Origin of the sequence: Pseudonocardia halophobica (assembly GCF_027922425.1) — a bacterium.
GTDB classification, from domain to species: domain Bacteria; phylum Actinomycetota; class Actinomycetes; order Mycobacteriales; family Pseudonocardiaceae; genus Pseudonocardia; species Pseudonocardia halophobica.
In genome coordinates, this window is the sequence record NZ_BSFQ01000011.1 from 66,383 (window position 1) to 86,645 (window position 20,263).

A 20,263-nucleotide genomic window follows, 5' to 3' on the forward strand; every position below is an offset into this window, starting at 1 on the left:
GAAAGTAGGCTCGCCGCCATGGCCTTCCCCGTGCCGACCGGACACCCGCCCGCGGAGCCGACCACGCGGCACACCCACGCCGCGCGGCGCAAGGGCGTGCTGCTGCCGGTCGTCGGCCTGGTGGCGCTGGGCGTCTGCGGGCTCGTGGTGCTGGGGCTGGTCGGCAACTCGGTCGGTCCCGGTGGGGTGCTCGTCGGGGCGCTGTGTGCGCTTCTGCCGGTCGGACCGGTCGTCGCGACGTTCCTGTGGATCGACCGCTGGGAGCCCGAGCCACCGCGGATGCTGCTGATCGCGTTCCTGTGGGGCGCGTGCTTCGCGGCGCTGTCCGCACTGATCATCAACTCCAGCGCGGCCCTGGCGGTCGACGCCCTGTTGGGCCGCGGCAGCGGGGACGTGCTGGGCTCGGTCGTGATCGCCCCGTTCGTCGAGGAGGCGCTCAAGGGGCTCTTCCTGGTCGGGCTGCTCGTCTGGCGGCGCCGGGAGTTCGACGGCATCGTCGACGGGATCGTCTACGCGGGATTGGTCGCCGCGGGCTTCGCCTTCACCGAGAACATCCTCTACATCGGCCGCGCCTTCGCGGAGGACGCGATGGCCGGGCAGAGCGGCGGGGTGCTCGCGGTGCTGCTGCTGCGCGGGGTGTTCTCGCCCTTCGCGCACCCGCTGTTCACGTCGATGATCGGGATCGGGGCGGGCATCGCCGCCGCGAGCCGCAGCACGGCGGTGCGGGTGCTCGCGGTGCTCGCCGGCTACCTGGTCGCGGTGCTCCTGCACGCGATGTGGAACGGGGCCGCGTCGGTCCTGGGCGGGACCGGGTTCGTGCAGGTCTATGTCGTGATCATGGTGCCGCTGTTCATCGGGCTGGCGGTCGTGGTGATCTGGCAGCGGCGGCGCGAGGCGAAGACGGTCGCCGAGCAGCTGCCGTCGTTCGCGCAGGCGGGCTGGATCGCCTGGAGCGAGGTGCCACTGCTCGGCAACCTCGCGCAGCGGCGAGGCTGGCGCCGGGCCGTCAAGCAGCGGTCGGGGCCGCACGCCGCCCGCGCGGTCGCCGACTACCAGGGGGCGGTCACCGAGCTGGCCTTCCTGCGCTCCCGCATCGCCCGCGGCGCGGTCCGGGACAGCGCCGAGGAGCTGGAGCACGAGCGGCTCCGCGCCCTCGCCAAGGCCCGTGCCCGGGCCCTCGGCATGCCCGACGCCCTCACCGCCGCCTGGGGCAACCAGCATCCGCCGGGCTGGACCCCGCCGCCCGCCCCCGCTCCCGGCTGGGCGCCGGTCCCACAGGGGTACGGCCCGGGCTACGCGACCCCCGGCTACGGCCCGCCCTCGCAGGGCTACGCCACCCCGGGCTACGGCCCGCCCTCGCAGGGCTACGGTCCGCCCGGCCAGGGCCAGGGTCCCCCGCCCACCTACGGCGCCCCCGGCCTGCCCCCTCGCGGCCAGCAGCCGCCCCCCGGCCCGCCGCCGGGGTGGGGCCCGCCGCCCCAGCGCTGAGGATCAGAAGGGCAGGAGCAGCCGGACGCCCCGGTAGAGGCACACGAGCGTCAGCGCCCACCACCCGAGGATCCAGATGATCGCCGGGATCCAGGTGACGCGGGCGAGGATCGCGGCGTCGCCGCGGGAGCCGAAGCCGAGCTGGAGCAGGCCCTTGATCGCGCCGAACAACATCACCCACACGAGTCCGACCGCCACCGCGGCCTGCCAGGCGGCGTTGCCGCCTACCAGGGCCCAGACGATGCCCGCTCCCACCAGCAGTACGACCAGGTTCGTGAACAGACCTCGGGCCATGAAGAACGAGGACAGGAGAAGAACGGCGGCGATCCACAACACCGCCACGGCGCGCCCTTCGGCGACGAGGTGCGCGCCGCCCCATCCGAGCAGAGGCGGGGTCGCATAGCCGACGATGCCGGTGAGAATCGCTCCGGCGCCCCACGAACTGTCGGCGTCCGTGCTCCCGCCGGACCCGCCGTGGGTGTTCTCGTCCAGCACGAAGCCCTTGGGATTCCGGAAGGTCAGGATCGCCATCGCCACGTGCCCGCCCTCGTGGGCGATGGTCGAGATCGACCCGATCCACGACGCCGTCACGGGCAGGAACACCAGCACGAACACGACGAACCCGATGCCGGCCACGACCGGTGTGCCGATCAGCGGCATCTCTCCCGGCAGTCCCGTCACTCGATCGAGTGTGAGCGGCCCGATGAGCTGCGGGAATACACAACATCGACGATCTCCGGTCGCCGCGCCGCCGCCCATCCGGCCGGGCGGGTGTGCGCGGCCCCTTCGACGCACGCCCCCACCATGGGCGCCGTCGGGAGCAGCCCGACGCGTCGGGTCGCCCATCAGGGATCACCACAGCATGACGCCCTCGTGAGCGGCGTGTGAGCCGCCCGGCCCGGTGAAGCCCGTCACGCGCTCTCCCCGGGATGGTCCACACCCGCCTACCCTCGTGGCCGTCGTCGCCGATCGATGTCGACCACAACGTCCGGTACCCCTGGTGGACTGGAACGGAGCAGGAGCGCGTGATGAGTGCTGGCCGGCCCGCCCGGCTGGCCGTCGGAGTGGTCTCCGCCGGCCGTGTCGGGGCCGTTCTGGGTGCCGCGTGGGACGCGGTGGGGCACCGGGTCGTGGCGACCTCGGGGGTCTCCCGGGCGTCCGTGCACCGCGCCGAGACCCTCCTGCCCGACGCCCCGCTGCTGGCTCCGGACGAGGTGATCCGCGCGGCGGACCTCGCCCTCCTCGCCGTCCCGGACGACGTGCTGCCCGGCCTGGTCCGCGGCCTCGCCGCCGCCGGCGCCTTCCGCCCCGGCCAGATCGTGGTCCACACCGCCGGCGCGCACGGCGTCGAGGTGCTGGACCCGGCCGTCGAGCACGGGATCCTGCCGCTCGCCCTGCACCCGGTCATGACCTTCACCGGCCGGCCCGAGGACGTCCAGCGCCTCACCGGCTGCTGCGTCGCGGTGACCGCGCGGGCGGACGACGAGGCGGCCTGGAACGTGGGCGAGGCGCTGGTCCTGGAGCTCGGCGCCGAGCCGGTCCGGGTCCCCGAGCAGGTCCGGCCGCTGTACCACGCCGCCCTCGCCCACGGCGCGAACCACCTGGTCACGCTCGTGCGTGACTGCGCCGACCTGCTCGACAAGGCCGGGGTCAGGCCTGCCGAGCGGCTGATCGGGCCCCTCCTCTCCGCCGCGCTGGACAACGCGCTGCGCCACGGCGACCGCGCGTTGACCGGGCCGGTCGCCCGCGGCGACGTCGGCACCGTCCGCACCCACCTCCGCGAGCTCGACCGCGCCGATCCCGAGCTCGCCGACACCTACCGCACCCTCGCCCGTCGCACCGCGCACCGCGCGGCGGAGGGCGGGTTGCTGCCCGACCACGCGGCCGACGAGGTCCGCGCCGCCCTTGACGACTCTGAGGAGCACCGGTGACCGCACCCGCCCGCACCCGCAACGGCTACGCCCGCGGCCGGCTGACCGTGCACGACGACCCGGCCAAGCTGACCCCCGTCAGCCGTGCGCTGCGGGCGGCCGGGCGCAAGGTCGTGCTCGTGCCGACGATGGGCGCGCTGCACGAGGGCCACCGCGAGCTGATCCGGCATGCGAGGTCGGTGCCCGGCAACGTGGTCCCGGTCGTCAGCATCTTCGTGAACCCGCTGCAGTTCGGGCCGAACGAGGACCTGGAGCGCTACCCGCGGCCCCTCGAGCGGGATCTCGACGCGTGCCGCGAGGAGGGCGTCGAGCTCGTCTTCACGCCCTCGGTCGACCACATGTACCCGCCGGGCTCGGACACCCGGATCGTCGCCGGGGCGCTCGGCGCCGACCTCGAGGGCGGGCCGCGGCCGGGGCACTTCGACGGGATGCTGACCGTCGTCGCGAAGCTCTTCCACATCGTGGGGCCCGACGTCGCGCTGTTCGGCGAGAAGGACTACCAGCAGCTCACGCTGGTCAAGAAGATGGTGCGGGACCTGGACTTCCCGCTGTCCGTGGTGGGGGTGCCCACGGTCCGCGAGCCGGACGGGCTGGCCCTGTCCTCGCGGAACGTCTACCTGTCCGCCGACGAGCGCCCCCGCGCCGTCACGCTCTCCCGCGCGCTGCGCGAGGGCGCCGCCGTCTCGGCCCACGGGCCCGCGGCGGTCCTCGAGCGGGCCCGCGCGGTCCTCGACACCGAACCGGCGCTGCAGGTCGAGTACCTGGAGCTGCGCGACGCCGACACCCTCGGCGAGCCGGTCGACGGCGGCCGGGCCCGGCTGCTCGTCGCCGCCCGGATCGGCGCCACCCGCCTCATCGACAACGTCCCCGTCCAGCTCTAGGAGTCCCCGTGCTGCGCACCATGATGACCTCGAAGATCCACCGCGCAACGGTGACCCAGGCCGACCTGCACTACGTCGGCTCGGTGACCGTCGACCGCGACCTGATGGAGGCCGCCGACCTGCTGGAGGGCGAGCAGGTCGCGATCGTCGACATCACCAACGGCGCCCGGCTCGAGACCTACGTGATCCCCGGCGAGCGGGGCAGCGGCGTCATCGGCATCAACGGCGCCGCCGCGCACCTCGTGCACCCCGGCGACCTCGTCATCCTGATCGCCTACGGCCAGCTCGACGAGGCCGAGCTGCTCACCTACGCGCCGCGCGTGGTGTTCGTCGACGAGCACAACCGGATCGTCGAGCAGGGCTCGGACCCGGCGCACGCCCCCGAGGGCTCGGGGCTGCTGTCCGGCTCCCGCTGATGCTGCTCTGCATCGACATCGGCAACACCCAGATCGCGCTGGGTGTGTACGAGGGCGAGCTCCTCGTGCGGGACTGGCGGATGCGGACCGACCCGCGGATCACGGCCGACGAGCTGGAGGTCGCCGTCGGCGCGATGCTCGGCGAGTACGCCCCGCGGGTCGACGGCGTGGCCGCGCTGTCCACCGTCCCGTCACTGCTGCGCGAACTGCGGCTGATGCTGGAGCGGCGAGCGGTGCGGATGCCCACCGTCGTCGTCGGCCCGGGGGTGCGGACGGGCGTGCCGCTGCTGGTCGACAACCCGCGCGAGGTCGGCGCGGACCGGGTGGTGAACACGCTCGCCGCGCACCACCGGCACGCGACGGCGTGCATCGTCGTCGACTTCGGGACCTCGACGAACATCGACGTCGTGTCGGCCAAGGGCGAGTTCCTCGGGGGTGCGCTCGCCCCCGGCATCGAGATCTCGATGGACGCCCTCGCCCACCGCGCCGCCGCGCTGCGCACCGTGGAGTTCGTGCCGCCCCGCTCGGTCATCGGCAAGAACACCGTGGAGTGCCTGCAGTCCGGCGTGCTCTACGGCTTCGCCGGCCAGGTCGACGGCCTGGTGCGCCGGATCGTCAGCGAGCTCGGCCCGGGCGCGGGCCCGGTGACCGTGCTCGGCACCGGTGGCCTCGCGCCGCTGATGAAGGGCATCTCGGACACCATCACCGAGTACGCCCCGGACCTGACCCTGGAGGGCCTGCGCCTCACGTACGAGCGCAACGTCCGCACGGGTGCGGCTCCCGGCGGCGTGCAGGAGCCGCGGGCGGACACCGCGCGGACGGCGCGCGGTACCGCCGTCTAGCCTTACCCGGCGTGACCGACGAGCCGCGCACCCCCGCCGACGACCTGCCCGAGCAGATGCAGGTGCGCGCGAAGAAGCGCGCGGAGATGCTGGAGGCGGGCGACGACCCGTACCCCGTCCTCGTGCCGCGCACCCACACGCTGCGCGCCGTCCGCGAGGCGCACCCCGACCTGCCGGCGGACACCGAGACCGGTGAGGTCGTCACCGTCGTCGGGCGCGTCATGTTCCTCCGCAACACCGGCAAGCTCTGCTTCGCCCAGCTCACCGAGGGCGACGGCACGGAGCTGCAGGCCATGCTGAGCCTCGCGAAGGTGGGGGCGGACGAGCTGGCCCGCTGGAAGGCCCAGGTCGACCTGGGCGACCACGTGGCCGTCACGGGCGAGGTCATCACCTCCCGCCGCGGCGAGCTGTCGGTCATGGCGGACTCGTGGGCGATGGTCGCCAAGTCGATCCGCCCGCTGCCCAACGCGCACAGCGACCTGTCCGAGGAGACCCGCGTCCGGCAGCGCTACGTCGACCTGATCATGCGCCCGCAGGCGCGCGAGATGGTCCGGGCGCGCTCCACCGTGCTGCGCACGCTGCGCCGGGAGTTCGAGGACCGGGACTTCGTCGAGGTCGAGACGCCGATGCTGCAGCTGCTGCACGGCGGGGCCACGGCGCGCCCCTTCGTCACGCACGCGAACGCCATCGACACGGATCTGTATCTGCGGATCGCCCCCGAGCTGTTCCTCAAGCGGGCGGTCGTCGGCGGGATCGAGCGCGTTTTCGAGCTCAACCGCGTCTTCCGCAACGAGGGCATCGACTCGACCCATTCACCCGAGTTCGCGATGCTCGAGGCCTACCAGGCCTATGCCACGTACGACGACATGGCCGTTCTGACCCGCGAACTGATCCAGCAATGTGTACGCGCCGTGTTCGGTTCCACCGTCGTGCGTCACGCGGACGGGTCCGAGCACGATCTCGGCGGCGAGTGGCGCTCGGTCACGCTGCACGAATCGGTCGCCACGGCCGTCGGGGAATCCGTGACGCCGGACACGTCGGCCGAGGAACTGCGGAAGATCGCCGCGACCCACGACGTGGCGCTGCAGGATTCGTGGGGCGCCGGCGAAATCGTGCTGGAGCTGTTCGAGAAGCTCGTCGAGCACACGCTGCAGGAACCGACCTTCGTCCGCGACTACCCGGTCGAGGTGCGCCCGCTGACCCGTCAGCACCGCGACGACCCGCGGCTCGCCGAGGCCTGGGACCTCATCGTGTTCGGGCACGAGCTGGCCACGGCCTACTCGGAGCTGGTCGACCCCGTCGAGCAGCGTGCGCGGCTGCACGCCCAGTCCCTGCTGGCGGCCAAGGGCGACCCCGAGGCCATGCAGCTCGACGAGGACTTCCTGAGGGCCATGGAGTACGGAATGCCGCCGACCGGCGGCATGGGAATGGGCATCGACCGCCTCCTCATGACGCTGACCGGCGTCGGAATCCGGGAGACGATCCTCTTCCCGCTGGTCCGCCGCGAGCTATAACGCGTTCCAGAATCTCGCGAGTTCGACCCCTCCTCGACACGCCTTCGGTAATCGCGTTATATTTCCTCGACGGCGCGGCCGTGCATTCAGCAGGAACTATTCGAACCAGGAGGCTGCGGCGGTGGCGCAGATCCGCGAGATCAAGCTGGTCGACGACCTCGACGGCGAGAAGGCCGACGAGACCGTCGAGTTCGGCATCGACGGGAAGAGCTACGAGATCGACCTGTCAACGGCGAACGCGAGCAAGTTGCGGGACGCACTGGCGTCCTACGTGGGTGCGGCCCGGCGGGCCTCCGGACGGCGCCGCGGCGGTGGCGGATCGTCACCCGGCGGCACGAACCGGCGGCCGTCGATCGACCGCGAGCAGAACCAGGCCATCCGCGACTGGGCCCGCAAGCGCGGGATGAAGGTCTCCGACCGCGGCCGGATCCCGGCCGAGGTCCTGGAGGCGTACCACCAGGAGAACTGAGCGAGGCACGTCGGAAGGGCCGGCCGGGCGTGTCCCGGCCGGCCCTTCTGCTGGGCGGAAGCAAGGATTGCCTCACCTCGCTCCGGGCGTAGCGTGGGGCGAAAGACCCGCCGCTCCCGGAGGTACACCCCGTGGCACGCCGCATGACCACCCTCGAGGTCGCGCGCACCGAGCGGATCGGCCCGCACATGGTGCGCGTCGTCGCCGTCGGGCCCGAGCTCGCGTCGTTCCCGGACACCGCGTTCACCGACCGCTATGTGAAGATCCTGTTTCCGGTGCCGGGCGTCGACTACGCCGAGCCGCTCGACATGGAGGCCGTCCGGCGGGACCACCCGCGCGAGGAGTGGCCGCGGGTGCGGACCTACACCGTGCGCGCGTTCGACCCCGCCGCGGGCGAGCTGACCATCGACTTCGTGCACCACGGCGACAGCGGCCTCGCCGGCCCCTGGGCCGCCTCGGCCCGCCCCGGCGACGTGCTGCGGCTGCTCGGCCCGGGCGGGGCCTACGTGCCCGATCCCGAGGCGGACTGGCACCTGCTCGTCGGCGACGAGGCGGCGCTGCCCGCGATCGGCGCCGCGCTGGAGCGGATCCCCGCCGGCGTCCCGGTCCACGCGCTCGTCCAGGTCGACGACGAGGCCGACCGGCAGGACCTCGCCTGCGCCGGCGACCTGCGGCTGCGCTGGCTGCATCGCGCCGGCGCCCCCGACGGCGGGGCGGGCGCCCTGCTGGAGGCCGTCCGGGCCCTCGAGTTCCCGGCCGGCCGGGTGCACGCGTTCGTCCACGGCGAGGCGGGCGAGGTCCGCGAGGTCCGGCGGCACCTGCTGCGCGAGCGCGGCGTCGACCGGGACGCGCTGTCCGTCTCCGGCTACTGGCGGCGGGGCCGGGACGAGGAGGGCTTCCGCGTCTACAAGCAGGAGCAGGCGCGGCTGGAGGAGGCCGAGCAGGCCGCCTCGGCCTGACGATCTTCGCAGGTCGGCGCCGTTTCTGGCCGTTCGCGCAGGGCTGAACTCCCGCGGACGGGGAATGCACGCCGAGGTCACACCGTTGTGTCGGTATCGGTGCGTACCGTGCGCGTTACGCGGGGCCGCGGCGGAGGCGCCGACCGGTCGGCGACCGATACAGTGGTATGGGGCGTCCGCGGCGCAGTGTCACAGGGATGCTGGACGCGTCGCACGTGTGGGCGCAGCAGGCAAGGAGTGCGAATGTTCGAAAGGTTCACCGACCGAGCAAGGCGTGTTGTCGTCCTGGCGCAGGAAGAGGCCAGGATGCTCAACCACAACTACATCGGCACCGAGCACATCCTCCTTGGCCTGATCCACGAGGGCGAGGGTGTGGCCGCGAAGGCGCTCGAGTCGCTCGGGATCGCCCTGGAGGGCGTCCGCCAGCAGGTCGAGGAGATCATCGGCCAGGGCCAGCAGGCGCCGTCGGGACACATCCCGTTCACGCCTCGGGCGAAGAAGGTGCTGGAGCTGTCGCTGCGCGAGGCGCTGCAGCTCGGCCACAACTACATCGGCACCGAGCACATCCTGCTCGGCCTGATCCGCGAGGGCGAGGGCGTCGCGGCGCAGGTCCTGGTCAAGCTGGGAGCCGACCTCAACCGCGTCCGCCAGCAGGTCCTCCAGCTGCTGTCCGGCTACCAGGGCAAGGAGCCCGCCGAGGCCTCCTCCGGCCGCGGCGAGGGCACCCCGTCGTCCTCCCTCGTGCTCGACCAGTTCGGTCGCAACCTCACCCAGCAGGCCCGTGAGGGCAAGCTGGACCCGGTCATCGGCCGGGAGAAGGAGATCGAGCGGGTCATGCAGGTCCTCTCCCGGAGGACCAAGAACAACCCCGTCCTCATCGGCGAGCCCGGCGTCGGCAAGACGGCCGTCGTCGAGGGGCTGGCCCAGGGCATCGTCAAGGGCGAGGTCCCCGAGACGCTGAAGGACAAGCAGCTCTACACGCTGGACCTGGGCTCCCTGGTCGCCGGCTCCCGCTACCGCGGTGACTTCGAGGAGCGCCTCAAGAAGGTGCTCAAGGAGATCCGCACGCGCGGCGACATCATCCTGTTCATCGACGAGATCCACACCCTCGTGGGTGCGGGTGCCGCCGAGGGCGCGATCGACGCCGCGAGCATCCTCAAGCCGATGCTGGCCCGCGGCGAGCTGCAGACCATCGGCGCCACCACGCTCGACGAGTACCGCAAGTACGTCGAGAAGGACCCGGCCCTGGAGCGCCGCTTCCAGCCGATCCAGGTGGGCGAGCCGAGCGTCACGCACACCATCGAGATCCTCAAGGGCCTCCGCGACCGCTACGAGGCGCACCACCGGGTCACCATCACCGACCCGGCGCTCGTCGCCGCGGCCACGCTGGCCGACCGCTACATCTCCGACCGCTACCTGCCGGACAAGGCGATCGACCTGATCGACGAGGCCGGCGCCCGGATGCGCATCCGCCGGATGACCGCGCCGCCGGACCTGCGGGAGTTCGACGAGAAGATCGCGAACGTCCGCCGGGACAAGGAGTCCGCGATCGACGCGCAGGACTTCGAGCGCGCCGCGCACCTGCGCGACTCGGAGAAGCAGCTGCTCGGGCAGAAGTCGGAGCGCGAGAAGCAGTGGAAGTCCGGTGACCTGGACGTCGTGGCCGAGGTCGACGACGAGCAGATCGCCGAGGTCCTTGCCAACTGGACCGGCATCCCCGTCTTCAAGCTGACCGAGGAGGAGACGACCCGTCTCCTCAAGATGGAGGACGAGCTCCACAAGCGGATCATCGGCCAGGAGGAGGCGGTCAAGTCCGTCGCCCAGGCGATCCGCCGCACCCGTGCCGGCCTGAAGGACCCGAAGCGCCCGTCCGGCTCGTTCATCTTCGCCGGCCCGTCCGGTGTCGGTAAGACCGAGCTGTCCAAGGCGCTGGCGAACTTCCTCTTCGGCGAGGACGACGCGCTCATCCAGATCGACATGGGCGAGTTCCACGACCGCTACACCGCCTCGCGGCTCTTCGGTGCCCCTCCCGGGTACGTGGGCTACGAGGAGGGCGGCCAGCTCACCGAGAAGGTGCGCCGCAAGCCGTTCTCGGTCGTGCTGTTCGACGAGATCGAGAAGGCCCACCAGGAGATCTACAACACGCTCCTGCAGGTCCTCGAGGACGGCCGCCTCACGGACGGCCAGGGTCGCACCGTCGACTTCAAGAACACGGTGCTGATCTTCACCTCGAACCTGGGCACCCAGGACATCTCGAAGGCCGTCGGGCTCGGCTTCGCGCAGAGCAACGACGAGCAGTCGAACTACGAGCGCATGAAGACGAAGGTCAACGACGAGCTGAAGAAGCACTTCCGCCCGGAGTTCCTGAACCGCATCGACGACATCATCGTCTTCCACCAGCTCACGCAGCCGCAGATCATCTCCATGGTCGACCTGATGATCACGCGGGTGGAGAAGGCCCTGGCCAACAAGGACATGGCGATCGAGCTCACGGACGCCGCCAAGGGCCTGCTGGCCCGCCGCGGGTTCGACCCGGTGCTGGGCGCCCGGCCGCTGCGCCGGACCATCCAGCGGGAGATCGAGGACCAGCTGTCCGAGAAGATCCTGTTCGGCGAGGTCGAGCCGGGGCAGATCGTGATCGTCGACGTCGAGGGCATCGACGAGAGCGTGCCCGAGGGCAACCCGGCGCACGACGACAAGGCGACGTTCACCTTCCGCGGTGAGCCCCGCCCGGCCGCGGGCGTCCCGGACGCCCCGCCGGTCGACATCGCCGCCGGTGGCGGCGAGGAGTAGGACCAGGCAGCACGACGGCGGCCCGCCTTCCTTCGGGAGGCGGGCCGCCGCCGTTCTCACCCGCCCCGCGAGTCGGCAGTTCCGGCACCGCGAGTCGCGAGTTCCGGCAGCGCGAGTCGCGAGTTCCGGCAGCGCGAGTCGCGAGTTCCGGCACCGCGAGTCGCGAGTTCCGGCACCGCGAGTCGGCAGTTCCGGGACACCGAGATGGCAGTTCCGGGCCACGGCCCACCGGCGGGGCCGGCCCGCCGTCGCTACCGTGGCGGCCATGAGCTCGGTCCGCGCCGTCCCGGAGACCGAGCTGATGTCGGGCGAGCTGCTGTCCGCCGACGACGCCTGGCACACCGTCCGCCGCTACGGCCTGCGCCACCTCCTCGTGACGGGCTTCGTGCGCTTCCGCTACGGCGACGGCTTCTCCCACGCCCGCGCGTTCGCGCTCCAGCTCGCGCTGGCCGCGGTACCGCTGGTGATCGCCGGCGCGGGGCTGGCGACCACGCTCGGGGTGGAGTCCTTCTCCGAGGTCGTCGCCCGGACGGTCGTCGCGATCTCGCCCGGCACCAGTGACCAGCTCGTCGGGCAGGCCGTCGAGGGTGAGGTGGACGGCGAGGAGCGCGGCGAGGTCGTGGTCGCGCTGGCGCTGGTCACAGCCTTCCTCGCGGCGACCTCGGCCTTCGCGCAGCTCGAGCGCGGCGCCAACCGCATCTACGGCACCGAACGGGACCGGCCGGCGCTCCGCAAGTACGGTCGCGCCGCCCTGCTGACGGCGACGGCGGGCGTGGCGATGGCGGTCGGTCTCCTGCTCATCGTCGCGGGCGAGCCCTTCGGCGAGGCGATGGAGCAGGTCTACCGGTGGGGCGACGTGGCCGAGGAGATCTGGGACGTCCTGCGCTGGCCCGCCGGCCTCGCGGCGCTGATCGTGGCGGTGACGGCCCTGCTGCGCTTCGCCCCGCGCCGCCGCCAGCCGGGCCTGAGCTGGCTCGTCGTCGGCGGGACGGTCACGGTCCTGGCGTGGCTCGCGGGCTCGGCGCTGCTGGCCGGGTACGTGGTGCTCGGTGCGAACTTCGACGAGACCTACGGCCCACTGACGGCGATCATGGCCTTGTTGCTCTGGGCCAACGTCAGCGGCATCGCCCTCCTGGCCGGCTTCGCGCTCGCCGCGCAGCTGGAGGCCGTGCGCGCGGGGCAGGGCGACCCGCGCCTGCCCGACACCGACGACGACGGGATCCCCGACCACCTCGACGAGGCTCCGGACACCCCGGCCCGCTGAGTCGGCGTCGGCGCAGGACTTCGTCCGGCCGATCTCCCGACTTCTCCGACTCGGTGCCCCGGAACTACCGACTCGCGGTGCCGGAACTGCCGACTCGCGGTGCCGGAACTACCGACTCGCCGGGGCCCGAGTGCGACTCGCGACGCCCGCCCAGGCCTCAACTCGGGTCAGGGGCGGCGCTGGGGTGGGGGCCACTCCTGCGCCCGGGTGCGCGGCTGGGGGCGGCGTCGGCCCGGGAGCGGCTCCTGCGGGGCCGCAGGCCGTTCCTGAGGGCCTGCGGACCATGCCTGCGGATCTGCCGGCCAGCCGCGGGGGCCGGGGACGGTAGCCCGCCGCGGCCCACCCTCGGCCGCCCGGCCGGGAGCCCACGCCCCGCTCGGCACCGGCGCCGGAGCGCCCTCACGCCGGACCGGCGTCGGAGCGCCCTCGCGTGGCGTCGGCGCCGGAAAGCCCTCGCGCGGCGCCGGGGCGCCCTGTCGCGGCACCACCGGCAGCACCTCGGTCGCCGGCATCTCGGCGATGCGCCGGGCGGTGGCCTCGGCGAGGGTCCGCGGCCGGAGGACGGGGCCCTGGCGCACGGCGTCGTCGTCCTTCTTCCGGCGGGCCGCCGCGGCGCGTTTCCCGCCCGGCAGGATCTGCAGCGGCCGGCGGGCGGCGAGGTCCTCGACCCAGCCGAAGCAGGCCACCCCGAGCACGATGATCACCACGGAGCTGAGCACCAGCCAGCCGCTCGAGTCCGGGAGACCGAGACGGTCGTTGGCCCAGGCGGCGACGTCGATCGCCGGGTTGTTCAGCAGGTAGATCGTGATCGCCCGCGCGTTGACGACGGAGATCAGCCGGCCGAGCCCGGGCACCTTGTCGACCCAGCCCATGGCCGGGTTGACCCGCAGCACCAGCAGCACGAACCCGGCCGAGACCAGGGCCTGCGCCATCGGGATCTCGTTGAGGTCCAGCCCCGCGTCCGGCGACGGGTGCCCGACGGCCCAGAACATGCCCGCCGCGATCCCGGCCGCGGCCAGCCCGAGCAGGGCCGGCAGCGGGAGCCGGCGGATCATGCCCTCGCGGTGCGCGAAGCCGAGCATCCAGCAGGCGCCGAAGGTCACGAAGTCGAGCAGGCCGGCGCCCAGCCCGCTGGCGTCGGACAACGGCGACCCGAGCAGGCCGTCGACGATCACCAGGGCCAGCGGGACCAGCACGCTGATCACCGGGCTCTTCCGGAAGGCCTTGAGCATCACCGGCGTGAGCAGCACGAACCACAGGTAGGCGCGCAGGTACCAGAGCACCTCGACGGTGTCCAAGCCCCACTCGCTGCCGGGCGGGTCCATGATCGGGAAGACCCACCAGATCAGGTCGCTCCACGGGATCCCGTTGCCGGGGCTCTCGGCGTCGGCCCCCTCGGCGGCCCAGCCCTGCCACACCATGATCGGCACGAAGATCACGGCCATCAGCCACAGCGGCGGCAGGAGGCGCCGGATCCGCTGCCCGATGACGTCGATCGCCGGGGTCTTCCGCATCGACTGCACCATCAGCGACCCGCCCAGCGCGAACATCACGCCCATCGACGGGAAGACGATCGACAGCCAGCCGAGCCCCAGCGCGTGGTAGACGACCACGCGGACCAGCGCGAGCCCGCGCAGCGTGTCGAGCCACCGCTCCCGGCCCCGCGGTCGCGCGACGGGGGCGGGGAGCGGTGACCCGGGGTCGTCGGGCCCGGCGGGACGGGGCTCCGGGACGGCCGCGACGGCGGTCGGGGCGGGCACGGCCGGCATGCTGGGGAACGACGGGTGCCGCCCGGCCGCGCCCGCGGGCGGCACGGGGGCGGGGGAGGCCTGCGGGGAGAGCAGCGCGTCGACCGCACCCGTGCGCTTGAGCTTCTGCCAGCGCACCCGGACACCGCTGATGGCGCTCACCGCGGACTGCACGAGCACCACGTACATCAGCTGCCGGTAGACGAACTGCTGCACCGGCAGCACCCACAGCGCGCCCTTCGGCTCGCCGTCGACGTGGAAGGCGTAGATGCCGCCCGCGACCTGCAGCCCCATCATCAGGCTCCAGAGCAGGATGGTGGTCGCGGGGTCCTCGAACAGCAGGCCGTAGAGCAGGAAGATGTCGACCAGCGGCGCCGAGAGCGGCAGCATGATCTGGAACAGCAGCACGTGGGCGAGGCCGAGCCAGCCGAACGAGCCGGGCTCGCGCACCGCGCGTCGGTGCTTCCAGATGGCCTGCATGGTCCCGTAGCTCCACCGGTACCGCTGCCGCCAGAGCTGGCCGGCGGTCGCGGGAGCCTCGGTCCAGGCCAGCGCGCGGTCCTCGAACACGACCTTCCAGCCGGCCCGGCCCAGGGCGATGGTGAGGTCGGTGTCCTCTGCGAGGGTGTCGTCGGACAGCCCGCCGACCTCGCGCAGCGCCTCCTTGCGGAAGGCGCCGGCGGCCCCCGGGATCGTCGTGATCGACGACGTCGTGTCCTGCACCCGGCGGTCGATGCCGAACCCGACCACGTACTCGACGTGCTGCAGCCGGCCGATCAGCGTGTCGGTGTTGGCGACCTTCACGTTGCCCGCGACCGCACCCACCCGCGGGTCGGCGAAGGGCTGCGCGAGATGGCGCACGGTGTCCGGCTCGAAGACCGTGTCGCCGTCCATCATCACGACGACCTCGTACCGCGCGTTCGCCGTACCGGTGTTGAGCGCGGCCGGTTTGCCCGCGTTGAGCTGGCGGATCACCCGCACCCGGGGCAGGTCGAGCGACTCGACGAGCTCGGCCGTGCCGTCCGACGACCCGTCGTCGACGACGATCACCTCGAGAGGGTGGTCGTTCGCGAGGATCGACCGCACGGTCGCCTCGATGTTCTTCGACTCGTTGTACGCCGGGACGATCACCGAGACGGGCTGCGTGTACGTCGGCCCCCAGGCCCAGTCCGGGTCGCGCCGCCGTTTGTCGTGCCGCCGGGCGGCCACGACCATCAGGATCAGCCGCAGGACGACCAGGGTCGCGACCCCGGCCAGGAGCCAGCGGGCGGCGTCGGAGACCCACCAGGCCGCGCCGATGACCCCGAGCAGCAGCTTCCCGAGCAGGACGTCCGTGCTGCTCGCGGCCGGGGCGGGCGGCAGGTTCATCGCCTGCTCGACGGTCTTGAACGTGTAGCCGGCCGCCTGCAGCTGGGGGATCAGCTTGTCGAGCGCCGCGATGGTCTGGGTGCGGTCACCGCCGGAGTCGTGCAGCAGGATCGTGCCGCCGGTGCCGTCCTTCGGCGTGGCGTTGCGGACGATCTGGTCGACGCCGGGCCGCTTCCAGTCCTCGCCGTCGACGTCCGTCAGCACGGTCAGGTAGCCCATGGCCCCGACCTGCTTGACGGTCTGGTAGCCGATGTCGTCGAGCGCCGCGGCGCTGGAGGAGTACGGCGGCCGCATGAGATAGGTCGACTCGCCGGTGGCGCCCTGGATCACGAGCTGGGTCTCGGCCATCTCGCGCTCCACCCGCCAGCTCGCCGACGTGCCGAGGTCGGGGTGCGAGAAGGAGTGGACGCCCAGCTCGGAGCCCTGCTCGTGGATGTCGCGGATCAGCTCCGGGTAGCGGCTGGCCATCGAGCCGACCACGAAGAAGCTGCCGGGCACGTTGTGCTTGCGCAGGATCGAGAGCACCTGCGGTGTCCACGTGGGGTCCGGGCCGTCGTCGAAGGTGAGGACGACGGTGCCGTTCGGGATGCTCGTCGACCGCACCGGCTCGTGCTGGCCGTCGATGATCGGGCCACCCGCGAGGATCTCGTCGGGCACCTGCTCGGACGAGCCCTCCTCGTGGGCGCCGGTCGCGTCGTTGCCGATCTTGCCGGCGGTCAGGCCGCAGACGACGAGCACGACGAGGAAGGCGACGAGGAGCGAACCGACCAGCAACCACGACGGCGCGGGCCGGACCGTCGCGCGAGGGCGGGGCACGGCGAACCTTTCCCGACAGGGGGGAGCGCCGCGCCGGCGGGGTCCGGGCAGCGGCCTGTCACTCCGCTGTCGACCGCTCCCGGGGTCCTGTTACAGGCCGTGACCTGAATCCCGTCGTCGTTGGGCCGTTCGGGTGCAGCGCGCTGGGCCGATACGCCGGAACAGACGGGAGGAAAAGGACAAAACGCTCACCCAGAGTGCAAGCCGACCAGAACGTGCTCAGCCCGCCGCTCCTCAGTGCGGGTCGAGGCCCGTCAGGGTGCGGCGCGGGTCGCCGGCCGGCAGCAGCATCCCCAACCGCTCCCGCACCTGCTCGTCCGACTTCCCGTGCTCCGTGCGGGCGTAGGACCACACCGCCTCGGCGTCCCCGCTGCGCAGCACCAGGGAGCGGACGGCGACGGCGAGGGCGTCCCGTTCCTCGCGGACGGCGGGGGCGTCGGAGGCGGGCAGGAGCTCGCCCCGGTGCAGGTCGGCGGCCTCCCGGGCCCGGCCGAGCCGCAGGGCCTCGCGGAGGGTGAGGAAGTCGGCGTCGACGGCGGCCTGCAGGCGGTAGGGCTGGGTGCGGACGATTCCGGCGTCGAGCTGGAGCCGCAGCCGGTGCATCTCCGCGCGGACGGTCACGGCCTTGCCCGCGTCGCCGTAGAGGGCGGTGGCGAGCCGGTCCGCGGTGAGACCCTCCGGGTGCAGCGCCAGCAGCGTGAGCAGTTCGGCGTGCCGGGTCGAGAGCCGGACGGCCCGGCCGTCGAGGCGGGCGACCGGCCGCTCCGCGCCGAGGAAGCGCAGCGCCAGCGACGGCCGGCGGCGGGCGCCGGGCCGGTGCAGGCGCAGCAGGTACCCCTCCGCCAGCTGCTCCAGGACGCCCTCGCCGCGGGCGCCCAGCGCCACCCGCATGCCGTCGGCGGGGTCCGTGCCGAGGTCGACCCGCTCGGCGAGCCAGCCGTCGGGCTGGGCGGCGAGGACGCGCCCGCGTGGGCTGAGCAGCGCGCCCGGCTCGTTCCGGAGCCCGGTCAGGTGCGGCAGGTTGCGGGTGAGCAGCCGCTCGTCCCGCACCGCGATCCGCGTCTCGAGGTGCTTCTCGGCCAGCTTCGCCGCCGCGCTGACAAGCGCGAGCGTGGTCGGGTGGAAGGTGCGGGCGGGCCCGGTGATATCGACGACGCCGACCATCTCGCCCGTGTCGGGGTCGTGGACGGGGGCCGCGGCGCAGGTCCACGGGTGGTAGGCGCGGACGTGGTGCTCCGCCGAGTGGATCCGCAGCGCCCGGTCCTCGGCGAGCGCGGTGCCCATGGCGTTGGTCCCGATGGCGTCCTCGCTCCAGCGGGTGCCCTCGACGAGCCCGACACCCTCGGCGCGGCGCAGCACGGCCTGGTGCCCCTCGCGCCACAGGATGTGCCCCTGGGCGTCCGTGACGATCATCATGTGCATCGCCTCGTCGGCGATCTGCAGCAGGGTGTCCCGCAGCAGCGGCAGCACCTCGGCGAGCGGATGGCCCGCCCGGACGTCGGCGACCTCGCGGTGCTCGAAGACGTGCGGCGGCAGCCCGTGCTCGGGGTCGACCCGGGCCGCGTGCGAGCGGCGCCACGAAGCGGACACCAGATCACGGATCTGCTCGCTCATGTCAGCCCTCCCCCGACGCCGTCGTCCCGCTCGATCGTCCTCTCACCTGCGAGGACAGGCAACCCAAAGCCGTTTCCGCCCGTTCGGACTGTCCGAACGGAGAGGTCCGCATCTGCGTGCAACGCGGCTGCAACCCCCACCTTCCTAGTGTCCGCCATCACGAGCTGGACCCAATGTTGTGGAAGGACGGACATGGCCAAGTACGCCAACCCCGGGCAGCCGGACAGCGTCGTCAGCTTCAAGCCCCGCTACGACCATTTCATCGGCGGCGAGTACGTGGCCCCTGCGAAGGGTCAGTATTTCGAGAACCCGACGCCGATCACCGGCCAGACGTTCACCGAGGTCGCCCGCGGCACGGCGGAGGACGTCGAGAAGGCCCTGGACGCGGCGCACGCCGCCGCCCCGGCGTGGGGGAAGACCTCCGTCGCCGAGCGCGCGAACATCCTCAACAAGATGGCCGACCGCATCGAGGCGAACCTCGAGAAGATCGCCATCGCCGAGTCGTGGGAGAACGGCAAGGCCTGCCGCGAGACCCTGGCTGCCGACATCCCGCTCGCGATCGATCACCTCCGCTACTTCGCCGGCGCGGTGCGCGCCCAGGAGGGCGGCATCTCGGAGATCGACGAGAACACGATCGCCTACCACTTCCACGAGCCGCTGGGCGTCGTCGGGCAGATCATCCCGTGGAACTTCCCGATCCTGATGGCGATCTGGAAGCTCGCGCCCGCGCTGGCCGCCGGCAACGCGGTCGTCCTCAAGCCCGCCGAGCAGACCCCGGCCTCCATCCACGTGCTGCTGGAGACGGTCGCCGACCTGCTGCCCCCGGGCGTCGTCAACATCGTGAACGGTTTCGGTGTCGAGGCGGGCAAGCCGCTGGCCTCGTCGAACCGCATCCGCAAGATCGCCTTCACCGGTGAGACCACGACCGGCCGGCTGATCATGCAGTACGCGTCGGAGAACCTGATCCCGGTCACCCTGGAGCTGGGGGGCAAGAGCCCGAACGTCTTCTTCGACGACGTCGCGGCCGCCAACGACGCCTTCTACGACAAGGCCCTCGAGGGCTTCGCGATGTTCGCCCTCAACCAGGGCGAGGTCTGCACCTGCCCGTCCCGCGCGCTGATCCAGGGCGGCATCTACGACGACTTCCTGCAGCAGGCGGTCAAGCGGACCGAGCAGATCAAGCAGGGCCACCCGCTCGACACCGACACGATGATCGGTGCCCAGGCGTCGAACGACCAGTTCGAGAAGATCCTGAGCTACATCGACATCGGTCGCCAGGAGGGCGCGAAGGTCCTCACCGGCGGTGAGAAGGCCGACCTCGGGGGCGAGCTGTCCGGCGGGTACTACATCCAGCCGACCGTGTTCGAGGGCAACAACTCGATGCGGATCTTCCAGGAGGAGATCTTCGGCCCGGTCGTGTCGGTCGCGCGCTTCAGCGACTACGACGACGCCATGAAGATCGCCAACGACACCCTGTACGGCCTGGGTGCGGCGGTCTGGTCCCGCGACGGCAACACCGCCTACCGCGCCGGTCGCGACATCCAGGCGGGCCGGGTGTGGGTGAACAACTACCACGCCTACCCGGCGCACGCGGCCTTCGGTGGCTACAAGCAGTCCGGCATCGGTCGCGAGAACCACAAGATGATGCTCGACCACTACCAGCAGACCAAGAACATGCTGGTCAGCTACTCGAAGAACGCTCAGGGCTTCTTCTGATGGGCGACTCCGCGGTCGACCGAGCCGAGGCCCCGGTGGCAGAGGTCCCGGGTTCGGGTACCGAGCGGGTGGCGCTGACGCCGGCGGCGGCGGAGCTGCTGGTGAGGCTCACCGACATCCACGGCCCGTTGATGTTCCACCAGTCCGGCGGGTGCTGCGACGGCAGTGCGCCGATGTGCTACCCGGACGGTGACTTCAAGACCGGCGGGCAGGACGTCCACCTGGGTGACCTGTCCGTCGGGGGGCTGGCGAAGCCCATCGGGTTCTGGATGTCGAGGTCGCAGTTCGAGTACTGGAAGCACACCCACCTCACCGTCGACGTGGTGAAGGGGCGCGGCAGCGGGTTCTCGGTCGAGGCGCCGGAGGGCGTCCGGTTCCTGATCCGCTCGCGGCTGTTCACCGACGAGGAGTGGGAGCGGCTGAAGGACGACCTGTGACCTCGTG

At 72.3% G+C, this 20,263-nt stretch carries 15 protein-coding genes; 12 read left to right on the top strand and 3 right to left on the bottom strand.

Features of this window, described 5'->3' with window-relative positions; all coding sequences use genetic code 11:
- Window positions 1-18 precede the first annotated feature (18 nt).
- Window positions 19-1,488 carry a PrsW family intramembrane metalloprotease gene (locus tag PKE99_RS15195; RefSeq protein ID WP_063739744.1) on the top strand — a complete coding sequence of 490 codons (1,470 nt, stop codon included), beginning with the start codon at window positions 19-21 and terminating at the stop codon, window positions 1,486-1,488.
- Window positions 1,489-1,491: 3 nt separating this feature from the next.
- On the opposite strand, the gene PKE99_RS15200 is transcribed toward PKE99_RS15195, so the two are convergent.
- Window positions 1,492-2,169: a M50 family metallopeptidase gene (locus PKE99_RS15200; protein ID WP_197040603.1), complete on the bottom strand. Its 678-nt coding sequence runs from the start codon at window positions 2,167-2,169 to the stop codon at window positions 1,492-1,494.
- A gap of 347 nt (window positions 2,170-2,516) precedes the next feature.
- Between PKE99_RS15200 and PKE99_RS15205 the strand changes: the two genes are divergently transcribed.
- The 9 genes from PKE99_RS15205 (at window position 2,517) to PKE99_RS15245 (ending at window position 12,557) form a co-directional block, all read left to right on the top strand.
- A complete protein-coding gene (locus tag PKE99_RS15205; RefSeq protein WP_037045244.1) occupies window positions 2,517-3,419 on the top strand; it encodes a Rossmann-like and DUF2520 domain-containing protein in 903 nt (300 codons plus the stop codon).
- On the top strand, window positions 3,416-4,300 hold the full coding sequence (gene panC, locus PKE99_RS15210) for a pantoate--beta-alanine ligase (RefSeq protein WP_037045245.1): 885 nt from the start codon (window positions 3,416-3,418) through the stop codon (window positions 4,298-4,300). The genes PKE99_RS15205 and panC overlap by 4 nt, the downstream gene beginning before the upstream one ends.
- Window positions 4,301-4,308: 8 nt before the next feature.
- The gene (panD, locus tag PKE99_RS15215; RefSeq protein WP_037045246.1) at window positions 4,309-4,716 is read left to right on the top strand and encodes an aspartate 1-decarboxylase; all 408 of its coding nucleotides are present in this window, start codon (window positions 4,309-4,311) and stop codon (window positions 4,714-4,716) included.
- Window positions 4,716-5,558 (top strand): type III pantothenate kinase, encoded by an 843-nt coding sequence (locus PKE99_RS15220; RefSeq protein ID WP_081924094.1) that lies wholly within the window; start codon window positions 4,716-4,718, stop codon window positions 5,556-5,558. The genes panD and PKE99_RS15220 overlap by 1 nt, the downstream gene beginning before the upstream one ends.
- Window positions 5,559-5,614: 56 nt before the next feature.
- Window positions 5,615-7,072 carry a lysine--tRNA ligase gene (gene lysS / locus PKE99_RS15225; protein ID WP_197040604.1) on the top strand — a complete coding sequence of 486 codons (1,458 nt, stop codon included), beginning with the start codon at window positions 5,615-5,617 and terminating at the stop codon, window positions 7,070-7,072.
- Between the two features lie 121 nt (window positions 7,073-7,193).
- Entirely contained in the window at window positions 7,194-7,541 is a 348-nt protein-coding gene (locus tag PKE99_RS15230) for a histone-like nucleoid-structuring protein Lsr2 (RefSeq protein ID WP_037045250.1), read from the top strand.
- Between the two features lie 143 nt (window positions 7,542-7,684).
- Entirely contained in the window at window positions 7,685-8,500 is an 816-nt protein-coding gene (locus tag PKE99_RS15235; protein WP_037045251.1) for a siderophore-interacting protein, read from the top strand.
- A gap of 243 nt (window positions 8,501-8,743) precedes the next feature.
- The gene (locus tag PKE99_RS15240) at window positions 8,744-11,293 is read left to right on the top strand and encodes an ATP-dependent Clp protease ATP-binding subunit (protein ID WP_037045253.1); all 2,550 of its coding nucleotides are present in this window, start codon (window positions 8,744-8,746) and stop codon (window positions 11,291-11,293) included.
- Window positions 11,294-11,558: 265 nt separating this feature from the next.
- Window positions 11,559-12,557, top strand: coding sequence for a YihY/virulence factor BrkB family protein (locus PKE99_RS15245; protein WP_051737349.1), 999 nt, complete (start codon window positions 11,559-11,561; stop codon window positions 12,555-12,557).
- 167 nt (window positions 12,558-12,724) lie between these two features.
- Here PKE99_RS15245 and PKE99_RS15250 read toward each other — a convergent pair whose 3' ends face one another.
- Both PKE99_RS15250 and PKE99_RS15255 read right to left on the bottom strand, forming a co-directional pair.
- A complete protein-coding gene (locus tag PKE99_RS15250; RefSeq protein WP_063739745.1) occupies window positions 12,725-16,489 on the bottom strand; it encodes a glycosyltransferase in 3,765 nt (1,254 codons plus the stop codon).
- A gap of 234 nt (window positions 16,490-16,723) precedes the next feature.
- On the bottom strand, window positions 16,724-18,103 hold the full coding sequence (locus PKE99_RS15255; RefSeq protein ID WP_051737350.1) for a GAF domain-containing protein: 1,380 nt from the start codon (window positions 18,101-18,103) through the stop codon (window positions 16,724-16,726).
- Between the two features lie 192 nt (window positions 18,104-18,295).
- On the opposite strand from PKE99_RS15255, the gene exaC reads away from it, so the two are divergent.
- Complete coding sequence (gene exaC, locus PKE99_RS15260; protein ID WP_037045255.1) at window positions 18,296-19,819, top strand: acetaldehyde dehydrogenase ExaC; 1,524 nt, start codon at window positions 18,296-18,298, stop codon at window positions 19,817-19,819.
- Window positions 19,819-20,256, top strand: coding sequence for a DUF779 domain-containing protein (locus PKE99_RS15265; RefSeq protein ID WP_081924095.1), 438 nt, complete (start codon window positions 19,819-19,821; stop codon window positions 20,254-20,256). Before exaC ends, PKE99_RS15265 begins: the two co-directional genes overlap by 1 nt.
- Window positions 20,257-20,263: the final 7 nt, after the last annotated feature.